9 protein-coding genes and 4 tRNA genes are annotated in these 11,698 nt (G+C 61.6%); 12 read left to right on the plus strand and 1 reads right to left on the minus strand.

All coding sequences use genetic code 11. From position 1 onward, the window contains the following. Nucleotides 1–6 precede the first annotated feature (6 nt). Nucleotides 7–1,533, minus strand: a complete 1,527-nt coding sequence (locus HNQ60_RS14415) for a sensor domain-containing diguanylate cyclase (RefSeq protein ID WP_184332947.1) — start codon at nucleotides 1,531–1,533, stop codon at nucleotides 7–9. A 214-nt stretch (nucleotides 1,534–1,747) separates the two neighbouring features. On the opposite strand from HNQ60_RS14415, the gene HNQ60_RS14420 reads away from it, so the two are divergent. The 12 genes from HNQ60_RS14420 (at nucleotide 1,748) to rpoB (ending at nucleotide 11,606) form a co-directional block, all read left to right on the plus strand. Then, a tRNA-Tyr gene (locus HNQ60_RS14420) sits at nucleotides 1,748–1,833 on the plus strand. 4 nt (nucleotides 1,834–1,837) lie between these two features. Continuing rightward, nucleotides 1,838–1,911, plus strand: a tRNA-Gly gene (locus HNQ60_RS14425). A gap of 113 nt (nucleotides 1,912–2,024) precedes the next feature. Then, a tRNA-Thr gene (locus HNQ60_RS14430) sits at nucleotides 2,025–2,100 on the plus strand. Between the two features lie 130 nt (nucleotides 2,101–2,230). Then, entirely contained in the window at nucleotides 2,231–3,421 is a 1,191-nt protein-coding gene (tuf, locus tag HNQ60_RS14435; protein ID WP_184332949.1) for an elongation factor Tu, read from the plus strand. A gap of 102 nt (nucleotides 3,422–3,523) precedes the next feature. Further along, nucleotides 3,524–3,599: transfer RNA gene (locus tag HNQ60_RS14440), tRNA-Trp, on the plus strand. Between the two features lie 101 nt (nucleotides 3,600–3,700). Continuing rightward, nucleotides 3,701–4,078 (plus strand): preprotein translocase subunit SecE, encoded by a 378-nt coding sequence (gene secE / locus HNQ60_RS14445; protein ID WP_184332951.1) that lies wholly within the window; start codon nucleotides 3,701–3,703, stop codon nucleotides 4,076–4,078. 1 nt (nucleotide 4,079) lies between these two features. Continuing rightward, on the plus strand, nucleotides 4,080–4,613 hold the full coding sequence (gene nusG, locus HNQ60_RS14450) for a transcription termination/antitermination protein NusG (protein ID WP_184332953.1): 534 nt from the start codon (nucleotides 4,080–4,082) through the stop codon (nucleotides 4,611–4,613). Nucleotides 4,614–4,765: 152 nt separating this feature from the next. Continuing rightward, entirely contained in the window at nucleotides 4,766–5,197 is a 432-nt protein-coding gene (rplK, locus tag HNQ60_RS14455) for a 50S ribosomal protein L11 (RefSeq protein ID WP_184332955.1), read from the plus strand. A 1-nt stretch (nucleotide 5,198) separates the two neighbouring features. After that, entirely contained in the window at nucleotides 5,199–5,894 is a 696-nt protein-coding gene (gene rplA / locus HNQ60_RS14460; protein ID WP_184332957.1) for a 50S ribosomal protein L1, read from the plus strand. A 412-nt stretch (nucleotides 5,895–6,306) separates the two neighbouring features. Next, nucleotides 6,307–6,837, plus strand: coding sequence for a 50S ribosomal protein L10 (gene rplJ, locus HNQ60_RS14465; protein WP_184332959.1), 531 nt, complete (start codon nucleotides 6,307–6,309; stop codon nucleotides 6,835–6,837). Nucleotides 6,838–6,885: 48 nt separating this feature from the next. After that, a complete protein-coding gene (gene rplL, locus HNQ60_RS14470; protein WP_184332961.1) occupies nucleotides 6,886–7,272 on the plus strand; it encodes a 50S ribosomal protein L7/L12 in 387 nt (128 codons plus the stop codon). A gap of 176 nt (nucleotides 7,273–7,448) precedes the next feature. Then, nucleotides 7,449–11,606, plus strand: a complete 4,158-nt coding sequence (rpoB, locus tag HNQ60_RS14475) for a DNA-directed RNA polymerase subunit beta (protein ID WP_184332963.1) — start codon at nucleotides 7,449–7,451, stop codon at nucleotides 11,604–11,606. Nucleotides 11,607–11,698: the final 92 nt, after the last annotated feature.

The raw sequence follows: 11,698 nt of genomic DNA on the forward strand, positions 1-11,698 counted from the left end.
AAGGAATCAGCGGACGGCGGACCGGCCGCTCGCCGACAAGTCCTCGAATGCCTCGAAGCGATTACGGCCGCAAAGCTTCGCGGCGTAGAGCGCGTGGTCGGCGGCTTCGAGCAATGCCAGCGTGCTCGGGAATCGCTGGCGGGTCGAGTAAGTCGCCAGTCCGATGGAGATCGTGAACTTCACGGGCCCCGAGGCCTCGACGTGCTGGATCTCCGCGATCGCGTTCAGCATTCGCTGCGCGACCTGCCGGACGATGTCGCGATCCGCACCGGGTAACACCACCATGAATTCTTCGCCGCTGTAGCGGGCGATCAGGTCACTGCCGCGGACGCAGGACTGCAGCTTGAGGACGCAGTTCTTGAGTGCGGTATCGCCGACCGGGGTTCCGAACTTGTCGTTCAGCGCCTTGAAGCGGTCGATATCGACATGCGCGATGCTCAGATCGCGGCCGAACACGACTGCCTGGGTGAACTCGCGATCGAGGAGGCGATCCAGCCACGCCCGGTTCAGCGCGCCCGTCAGGGGGTCGCGGCGGCTCGAGTCTTCGGCTTCCTCGGTTCGCGTCAGCAAGACGCTGGTGGTTGCCTGGAGATTGCTGACTTCCTGGAGCGCGTGAAGATTGCGCACCGCCAGGAGCTCGCGTGCTTCGGCAAGAAGGTTCTCCGTGTCCTCCGCATCCATGATGCTGGTTTCGTAGAGGGCTTCGGTCTCCGGGATCAGGCTGGTGATCCGGCTGACGACCTCTGTGAATTCCTCGTTGCCCAGGCCGACCAGGCTCGTAACCCGTTGCGCGAGTGCATGGAGCGGGGCAGATCGTTCCTTGATCAGGATGGCTTCGGCCAGGTCGCTGCCCAGCGCCAGGCACCGCGCGATTCGTCCGTCGTCGGTATTGGCGGGGATAGTCTGCGGGGTGTGGCTGGCCCCGGCTGCCTGCCAGATCCGGTCCGGCAGGTTCCAGGATTTGAGCAACATCGATGTGTATGCGGCGTGATCCTTGCCGAGTTTGGCGACTTCGTACGTGATCCAGTCGGCGTGGTGCCCCGGCGCCGGGAGCTGGGCGTAGAAGTCCCGCGAGGCCCGGTCGATCGCCAGGACGCCGATGTCCTGCAGCAATGCTGCAAGGAAAATGTCTTCCGGATGCGGGGTCTTCGTTGCCTCGGCAAACGCCCGGGCACCGGTTGCGGCCAGCAGGGCGCGGCGCCAGAAGCGGGGGTAGTCGATTCCCGAGGGGCGAAGTGCCCGGACCGACGACACCAGCGAGAAGCTGAGCGCCAGCGTCAGGGCCGCATTCAGGCCAATGATCACGAGGGCTTGCCGAAGGTTCTGGCTCGGTCGGCGCTGTGAGTAGAAGGCCGAGTTGGCGATGCGCAGGATTTTTGCTGTCATCGCGGGATCGCGGCCGATCGCCTGCGCGACTTTCGCCATCTCGATGTCTGGATCGCGCGCAAGGGCGATGATTTCCGTTGCCACCCGCGAAGGGCTTGGGAAATCCACCTGGGCCTTGAGCCGATTCTCGAAATCCTGAGGCGTCATGTCTGCGGGGGATTGAGTGGCGTGAATAATTGCGCGGCTTTGCCGCTGTATCGGCGCGAAGCCGGGTCTCTTGAGCGGAAAGAGGAAGGCCCCAACCGGGAAGGGATGCGGGAAAGCCGTAGGAGGGCGCTGCAATCCCGTGAGTGCGGTGCAACTTGGAGTTGACACTCCTGACCCCGCCAAAGAGAATACCGGGCTCTTTATGTCCGTCTGCGGAGGGGTACCCAAGCGGCCAACGGGGGCAGACTGTAAATCTGCTGGCTTATGCCTTCGTAGGTTCGAATCCTACCCCCTCCACCAATGTGCGGGTGTAGTTCAATGGTAGAACCTCAGCCTTCCAAGCTGATGGTGTGGGTTCGATTCCCATCACCCGCTCCATTGAACTTACTGCCCGCGGGACTGCGCCGACTGTGATCGGCGCCCCCTTTCCGAAGAGTCGGCAAGGGGTGGACATCTGAGAGTTTGAGACAGGTATCGGTTTTGAAGGGTGTGCCCACGTAGCTCAGTCGGTAGAGCACGTCCTTGGTAAGGACGAGGTCACCGGTTCAATCCCGGTCGTGGGCTCCAGTACTGGAGCGGTGGTCAGATGATCGAGTGATGAAGTGATCGAGCAAGCGGCTGCTTGCTTCATCACCTGATCACTTGATCATCGGATCACAGTAAGTAGTGAACTAACGTTTTTTAGAGGATTGCCGCTGTGGCCAAAGAGAAGTTTGAACGCACGAAGCCGCATGTGAACGTAGGCACGATTGGTCACGTGGACCATGGCAAGACGACGTTGACGGCCGCGCTGACGAAGGTGATGGCGGAGAAGCACGGCGGTGAGTTCAAGGCGTACGACCAGATTGACAAGGCGCCTGAAGAGCGCGCTCGCGGTATCACGATCGCGACGGCGCACGTGGAGTACACCTCGGATGCGCGTCACTACGCGCACGTGGACTGCCCGGGGCACGCTGACTACGTGAAGAACATGATCACGGGCGCAGCGCAGATGGACGGTGCGATTCTGGTGGTTTCCGCGGCTGACGGCCCGATGCCGCAGACGCGTGAGCACATTCTGCTGGCTCGCCAGGTGGGCGTTCCGTACATCGTGGTGTTCCTGAACAAGGCGGACATGGTGGACGATGCGGAGCTTTTGGAGCTGGTGGAGATGGAAGTTCGCGAACTTCTGTCGAAGTACGAGTTCCCTGGCGACGACACGCCGATCGTGAAGGGTTCGGCGCTGAAGGCGCTGGAAGGCGATCAGAGCGAGATCGGGGTGCCTGCGGTGGTGAAGCTGGTGGCGGAGATGGACCGCTACATTCCGGTGCCGGAGCGTGCGATTGACGGTGCGTTCCTGATGCCTGTGGAAGACGTGTTCTCGATCTCTGGCCGCGGCACGGTGGTGACGGGTCGAATCGAGCGCGGGATCATCAAGGTGAACGACGAAATTGAGATCGTGGGCATCCGCGCGACGACGAAGACGACGTGCACGGGCGTTGAGATGTTCCGCAAGCTTTTGGACCAGGGTCAGGCGGGCGACAACGTGGGCGTGCTGTTGCGCGGCACGAAGCGCGAAGACGTGGAGCGCGGTCAGGTTCTGGCGAAGCCGGGCTCGATCACCCCGCACACGAAGTTCGAAGCTGAGATTTACGTTCTGACGAAGGAAGAGGGCGGCCGTCATACGCCGTTCTTCAAGGGCTACCGTCCGCAGTTTTACTTCCGCACGACGGACGTGACGGGTGCGGTGGAGCTGCCTGCGGGCGTCGAGATGGTGATGCCTGGCGACAACATCAAGATGACGGTTGAGCTGATCAGCCCGATCGCGATGGAAGACGGTCTGCGCTTCGCGATCCGCGAAGGCGGCAAGACGGTCGGTGCCGGCGTGGTGGCGAAGATCCTGAAGTGACATCGCGTTAGCGATGTCATCCCCGTGAAAACGGGGGATTCATCGGGACTTTGGAACCGGATGGATTCCCGCCTGCGCGGGAATGACGAGACAGACAGATTTAGGCCAGTAGCTCAATTGGCAGAGCGGCGGTCTCCAAAACCGCAGGTTGGGGGTTCGATTCCCTCCTGGCCTGCCACTGATGCAGGAGAAAAGTGGTTGGCGGTTGGCGGTTGGCGGTTGGTTCGGATTCATTTCTGAACCAACCGCCAACCGCCAACCGCCAACCGCTGCAATTCAATGACCGAACAGGTTCAGGAAAGCGCAACCGCGCTCGATGCGGCAAAGCTAGCCGCTGGCGTCGCCATCGTGGCGGCCGGTCTGGCGGGCTTTTACCTGCTGTCCTCGCAGCCGATCTGGCTGCGCTGGATCATGGTGCTCGCGGGTATCGCACTGGGTGGGCTCGTCAGCCTGCAGTCGTATCAGGGCAAGACTTTCTGGGCGTTCGTCCAGGGTTCCCGGATCGAGTTGCGCAAGGTGGTATGGCCGACTGGCAAGGAGACACGACAGGTCACTCTCGTCGTCTTCATCATGGTCATCGTGATGTCGCTGTTCTTCTGGGGCCTGGACACGTTGCTGGCCTTGTTGACGCGGTATCTGACCGGACGCGGGGGTTGAGATGGCTTTGCGTTGGTACGTCGTGCATGCCTATTCGAATTTCGAGCACCGCGTTGCGGAGGCTCTGAAGGACCGCATCAAGCGCGAAGGATTGCAGGACAAATTCGGCGAGATCCTGGTGCCGACGGAAGAAGTGGTCGAGATGCGCGAGGGTCAGAAGCGCAAGAGCGATCGCAAGTTCTTCCCGGGCTATGTGCTGGTGCAGATGGAAATGGACGAGAGCACCTGGCACCTCGTGAAGGAAGTGCCGAAGGTTCTCGGCTTCATCGGCGGCACGCCGGAAAAGCCGGCGCCGATCACCGAAAAGGAAGCGATGAGCATCCTGCGTCGCGTCGAGGAAGGCGTCGACAAGCCGAAGCCCAAGGTTCTGTTCGAGCCGGGCGAGGTGGTTCGCGTTACGGATGGTCCGTTCAACGACTTCAACGGTGTCGTCGAGTCGGTGAACTACGAGAAGAATCGCCTGCAGGTGGCAGTGCAGATTCTGGGTCGCTCCACCCCGGTGGAGCTCGATTTCAGTCAGGTCGACAAGGCCTGAGTCGGAAGCGGTTAGCGGTTGGCGGTTAGCGGTTGGTTTCGGAAAAGAGGGCGAGCCCGTTCTGAACTAACCGCTAACCGCTAACCGCCAACCGCTGGTTTCAACCAATGGGGAGCCACTTGATTTAGTGGCGTTTGCACCCGGAGAGCATCATGGCCAAGAAAGTTACTGGCTATATCAAGCTGCAGATTCCTGCAGGCCAGGCGAATCCGAGCCCGCCCGTGGGTCCGGCGCTCGGTCAGCAGGGCGTCAACATCATGGAGTTCTGCAAAGCGTTCAATGCGCAGACGCAGAGCTTGGAAAAGGGTCTTCCGACCCCAGTTGTGATCACTGTCTACAGCGATCGCAGCTTCACCTTCATTCTCAAGACGCCGCCGGCGTCCGTGCTGATCCGCAAGGCCATCGGCATTGAAAAAGGCAGCGGCACGCCCAACACCAACAAGGTTGGCCGTATCTCCCGCAAGCAGCTCGAAGACGTCGCCAAGATCAAGCAGCCCGACCTGACGGCCGCGGATCTGGAAGCAGCAGTGCGCACCATCGCTGGTAGCGCGCGCAGCATGGGCGTTGACGTGGAGGGCGTGTGACATGCCATTCGTAGCTAAGCGTGTGAAAGCCTGGACCGCCAAGATCAAGCCGGGCAAGCAGTATCCGATCGACGAAGCACTCGGCCTGATCCAGGAATTCGCCAAGGCGAAGTTCCGCGAATCGGTCGACGTGGCCGTCAATCTCGGTATCGATGCGTCGAAGTCCGACCAGCAGGTTCGTGGCTCGACCGTCATGCCGCACGGTATCGGCAAGACGGTCCGTGTCGCCGTGTTCACGTCGGGCAAGAACCAGGACGCCGCGCGCGCCGCTGGTGCCGACATCGTCGGTATGGAAGACCTCGCCGAGAAGGTGAAGGCCGGCCAGATGGATTTCGATGTGGTCGTGGCGAGCCCGGACGCGATGCGCGTCGTCGGTCAGCTCGGCCAGATCCTCGGTCCCCGCGGTTTGATGCCGAACCCGAAGGTCGGCACCGTGACGCCGAACGTTGCGGATGCAGTGAAGAACGCCAAGGCCGGTCAGGTGCGTTACCGCTCCGACAAGGCGGGTGTCGTTCACTGCACGATCGGCAAGGCGGATTTCGAACTGCCCAAGCTGAAGGAAAACCTGCATGCATTGCTGCAGGACCTGCAGAAGGCCAAGCCGGCGGCTTCGAAGGGCATCTATCTGAAGAAGATCTCCGTGTCTTCGACGATGGGGCCGGGAGTGCCGGTGGAACAGTCGAGTCTCTCGCTGTAAACGAGAGGCAGCCAGGAAGCGACGAGCGACGAGCCAGAACGGAGTAGTCCGGTTTTTCTGGCTCACAGTTCGAAGCTCATCGCTCGTGGCTTTCGTTGATTGATGCAGGGCCGGCCCAGGCAAGTCGATTCCGATCGACGAGTCGAAGCCGACCATCATCGAAGACCGCAGGCGAGCGTAACGACGCTCTTAATGATCGCCCGCGCAGATGGTGTTACCTGATTCGGAACTGAGAGCGATTCATCGTCGCGCGCGGATCCGGCTGAAGGGCGCCGTCGGAAAGAAGGCTGGTAGCGGCGAGCGATGAGCGCGGGATCTTCGGGTCTGGCTCACGGCTCACAGCTGGCAGCTCAGGGTGGACGCACAGGATGAGCGTCCGACGTTATTAATGCTCTTCACGCCAGGAGGAAACATGGCGCTCAGACTCGATGACAAGAAGGCGTTGGTCGCCGAAGTGGCCGAGGTTGCTGCGAAAGCGCAATCCGTGGTCGCTGCGGAGTATCGCGGCCTGACCGTGACGCAGATGACAAAGCTGCGTTCCACGGCACGCAGCTCCGGTGTCTATCTGCGAGTCGTGAAGAACACGCTGGCCCGCAAGGCAATCGCCGGCACTCAGTTCGAGTGCGTCGGCAAGAGCCTCAAGGGTCCGCTGATTCTCGCGTTCTCGAAGGATGATCCCGGTGCAGCGGCGCGCCTGGTCAAGACCTTTGCCAAGGACAACGACAAGCTCGTCCCGACCGTAGTGTCGCTGGGCGGGGTGGCGCTGTCAGGTAAAGATCTCGACAAGGTGGCCAGCCTGCCGACTCTGGAAATTGCCCGCGCAACGCTCCTCGGAGCTTTGCAGGCACCGGTCGGAAAGCTGGTCCGCACGCTGGCAGAACCGCCCGCCAAGTTGGCGCGCGTTCTGGCTGCTCAGAAAGACAAGCTCGGCGCGTCGGCTTGAAGCCGCAGCGTTCGAATCAGTTAGCACATACTGTTTGGAGTTATGACAATGGCTGTTACTAAGGAAGAACTGGTCGAAGCCCTCTCGAATCTGAAGGTTCTCGACGTCGTTGAACTGATCAAGTCGCTCGAAGAGAAGTGGGGCGTGAGCGCCGCTGCTCCGGTTGCTGTTGCTGCTGCTGGTGGCGGTGCCGCCGCTGCCGCCGCTCCGGCCGCTGAAGAGAAGACCGAGTTCAACGTGACCATGACCAGCTTCGGCGCCAACAAGGTCGGCGTCATCAAGGTCATCCGCGAAATCACCGGCCTGGGCCTCAAGGAAGCCAAGGACCTGGTCGAAGGCGTTCCGTCTTCCGTCAAGGAAGGCGTGTCGAAGGCCGACGCGGACTCGATCAAGAAGAAGCTGGAAGAAGCAGGCGCCGCTGCGGAGATCAAGTGAGGAGAGGGGGTGTACCCCATTCTCGCTCGCTTGCGGAGCTTGTTCGATAAGCGGAAGGCGGCAGCGGGAGCAATCCCGCCTGCCGCGTTCCCTATTTGTATTTCCGGTCGGCGCTCAGTGCAGAGCGATGACCGCAGTTTGAAGTTTCTGCCCCCGTATTTCTGAGGGTGATCCAGATGGCCTATTCCTTCACCGAGAAGAAGCGTATCCGCAAGGATTTCGGCAAGCGTGAAAGCATCCTTGAGGTGCCGTACCTGCTTGCCATTCAGCTCGACTCCTACCGCAAGTTCCTGCAGGAAGAAGCTGCCGAGGACAACCGGAAGGAAGCGGGTCTGCACGCCGCTTTCAAGAGCGTGTTCCCGATCACGAGCTATTCCGGCAACGCCATTCTCGAGTACGTGAGCTACCGTCTCGGTACGCCCGTGTTCGACGTGAAGGAGTGCCAGCTGCGTGGCCTGACCTACGCGGCGCCGCTGCGCGTGAAAGTGCGTCTCATCGTGTATGACAAAGAGACGTCGACCCCGACCAAGAAGACGGTCAAGGACATTCGCGAGCAGGAAGTCTATCTGGGTGAAATGCCCCTGATGACCGACAACGGTACGTTCGTCGTGAACGGCACCGAGCGCGTCATCGTTTCCCAGCTGCATCGCTCGCCTGGCGTGTTCTTCGATCACGACCGCGGCAAGACGCACAGCTCGGGCAAGCTGCTGTTCTCGGCACGCATCATTCCTTACCGCGGTTCGTGGCTCGATTTCGAGTTCGACCCGAAGGACTGCGTGTTCGCGCGTATCGACCGTCGCCGCAAGCTGCCGGTGACGATCATCCTGCGTGCGCTCGGTTACACCGAAGAGCAGATGCTCGACATGTTCTTCGAGAAGATCACGTATCACATCTCGAAGTCGAAGATCGAATTCGAACTGGTGCCGTCGCGTCTGCGCGGCGAGACCGCCACGTTCACCATCAAGGTCGGCGATGAAGTCATCGTCGAGGAAGGCCGTCGCGTCACGGCACGTCACGTCCGTCAGCTCGAACAGAAGGGCGTGTCGCGCCTGGAAGTGCCGAAGGAATACCTGACGGGCAAGGTACTGGCGCACGATGTGTTCAACACCGAGACCGGCGAGATCCTGGCGAAGGCCAACGAGATCCTGACGGTTGCCGTCGTCGACAAACTGGTCGAAGCCGGTATCAATTCGGTGCGCGTTCTGTACGTCAACGATCTCGATCGCGGCCCGTACATCTCCGACACGCTGCGCATCGATCCGACGCGCACGCGCCTCGAAGCGCTGGTCGAAATCTATCGCATGATGCGTCCGGGCGAGCCGCCCACGAAGGACGCCGCGGAGAACCTGTTCCAGAACCTGTTCTTCAACCCCGAGCGCTACGACCTGTCGGCGGTCGGCCGGATGAAGTTCAACCGTCGCGTGCATCGCGATGAGATCCTGGGCCCGGGCATCCTGTATGACTTCGCCCACTTCGCGAAGCGCACCGATGAGTTCTCGAAGAAGCTGGTGGAAGAGCTGAAGGAAAGCTCGGACATCATTTCCGTCATCAAGGAGCTCTGCGACATCCGCAACGGCAACGGCCAGGTCGACGACATCGACCACCTGGGCAACCGTCGCGTGCGTTCGGTCGGCGAAATGGCGGAGAACGCCTTCCGCATCGGCCTTGTGCGCGTCGAGCGTGCGGTGAAGGAGCGCCTGACGCTCGCCGAGTCCGAAGGCCTCATGCCGCAGGAAATGATCAACGCGAAGCCGGTTGCGGCAGCGGTGAAGGAATTCTTCGGTTCGTCGCAGCTCTCGCAGTTCATGGATCAGAACAACCCGCTGTCGGAAGTGACGCACAAGCGCCGCGTTTCCGCGCTCGGACCCGGTGGTCTGACCCGCGAACGCGCCGGATTCGAAGTGCGTGACGTTCATCCGACGCACTACGGCCGCGTGTGCCCGATCGAGACGCCTGAAGGTCCGAACATCGGCCTGATCAACTCGCTGTCCGTCTATGCGCGCACCAACGACTACGGCTTCCTCGAGACGCCGTACCGCAAGGTGTCGAACGGCAAGGTGGAAGAGCAGATCGACTATCTGTCGGCCATCGAAGAGAGTCAGTACGTCATCGCGCAGGCGAACGCGGCGCTCGGTTCGAAGGGCGAGTTCACCGATGATCTCGTGTCCTGCCGTCATCTGAACGAGTTCATGCTGTCGACGCCGGACAAGATTCAGTACATGGACGTGTCGCCGAAGCAGATCGTGTCGGTGGCCGCATCGCTGATCCCGTTCCTCGAGCACGACGACGCGAACCGCGCACTGATGGGCTCGAACATGCAGCGTCAGGCTGTGCCGACGCTCCGCGCCGAAACGCCGCTGGTCGGTACCGGCATGGAACGCGCTGTGGCGATCGACTCCGGTGTGACCGTGATCGCGCGCCGCGGCGGCGTCGTCGACTCCGTCGACGCATCGCGTATCGTCGTTCGCGTGCATGACGAGGAAACCTCGGCTGCGGAAGCGGGTGTCGATATCTACTCGCTGACGAAGTACACGCGCTCGAACCAGAACACCTGCATCAACCAGCGTCCGCTGGTCAAGGCAGGCGATGTTATCGCGCGCGGCGACGTGCTGGCTGACGGCCCGTCGACGCACCTGGGTGAGCTGGCGCTGGGCCAGAACCTGCTGGTCGCGTTCATGCCCTGGAACGGCTACAACTTCGAAGACTCGATCCTGATCTCCGAGCGCGTCGTCCACGACGACCGCTTCACGACGATCCACATCGAAGAGCTCGCCTGCGTTGCTCGCGACACGAAGCTGGGACCGGAAGAAATCACGGCCGACATCCCGAACGTCGGCGACATCGCGCTGGCGAAGCTGGACGAAGCCGGCATTGCGTTCATCGGCGCCGAAGTGAAGGCGGGCGACATTCTGGTGGGCAAGGTCACGCCGAAGGGCGAGACGCAGCTGACGCCGGAAGAGAAGCTGCTGCGCGCCATCTTCGGTGAGAAGGCCTCCGACGTGAAGGACACGTCGCTGCGCGTTCCGCCGGGCATGGACGGTACGGTCATCGACGTTCGCGTGTTCACGCGCGACGGCGTCGAGAAGGACTCGCGCGCACTGTCGATCGAGAAGTCGGAACTGGAGAAGGTTCGCAAGGACCTGGAAGACCAGCGCCGCATTCTCGAAGACGACTTGTTCCAGCGCGTTCAGTCCGCTCTCCTCGGCAAGCCCGCGGAAGCCGGCCCGAAGAAGCTGAAGCCTGGCTCGCCGATCGACGAGGCGTATCTGTCGGATCTGCCGCGCGAGCAGTGGCTCGAAATTCGTCTGCAGGACGAAGAAGCGAACGCCGCCATCGAGCGTGCTGCCGAGCGCCTGAAGGCTCAGCGCAAGGAGTTCGAGAAGCGCTTCGACGAGAAGCGGGCCAAGATCACCGCGGGTGACGATCTGGCGCCGGGCGTGCTGAAGATGGTCAAGGTCTACCTGGCCGTGAAGCGCCGCATTCAGCCGGGCGACAAGATGGCCGGCCGCCACGGCAACAAGGGTGTCGTGTCGACGATCATTCCGGTGGAAGACATGCCGTTCGACGAGAACGGAACGCCGGTCGACATCGTGCTGAACCCGCTGGGCGTGCCTTCGCGTATGAACATCGGCCAGATCCTGGAGACGCATCTGGGCTGGGCGGCGAAGGGCATCGGCCACAAGATCGGCCGCATGCTGGACGACGCTCGTCAGGCTTCCGAGATCCGCAGCTTCCTGGACGAGGTCTACAACAAGACCGGCGGCCAGGGTGCGGCGGTCGACACGCTGACCGACGACGAGATCAAGACGCTCGCCGGCAACCTGCGTCATGGCGTTCCGATGGCGACCCCGGTCTTCGACGGTGCGACCGAAGAAGAGATCAAGCACATGCTGAAGCTGGCGGATCTGCCGCTCAGCGGTCAGACGGTGCTCTACGACGGTCGCACGGGCGAGCGCTTCGAGCGCGAAGTCACGGTCGGCTACATGTACATGCTGAAGCTGAATCATCTCGTCGACGACAAGATGCATGCGCGTTCGACGGGGCCGTACTCGCTCGTCACCCAGCAGCCGCTGGGCGGCAAGGCGCAGTTCGGCGGCCAGCGCTTCGGCGAAATGGAAGTGTGGGCGCTCGAGGCTTACGGCGCTTCGTACACGCTGCAGGAAATGCTCACCGTCAAGTCCGACGACGTGAACGGCCGCACGCAGATGTACAAGGCGATCGTGGACGGCAATCACGAGATGAAGGCGGGCATGCCCGAATCCTTCAACGTGCTCGTGAAGGAAATCCGTTCGCTCGGTATCAACATCGAGCTGGAACAGGAATCTGACAAGTGACGACGTGATCGAGTGTCCGGGTGATCAGGCCGCTGGCCTGGTCACCTGAGCACGATCACCGGATCGCTGGCCTCTACGAATTGAATTTGTCG

Source organism: Povalibacter uvarum (assembly GCF_014202975.1).
GTDB classification, from domain to species: Bacteria; Pseudomonadota; Gammaproteobacteria; order Steroidobacterales; family Steroidobacteraceae; genus Steroidobacter; species Steroidobacter uvarum.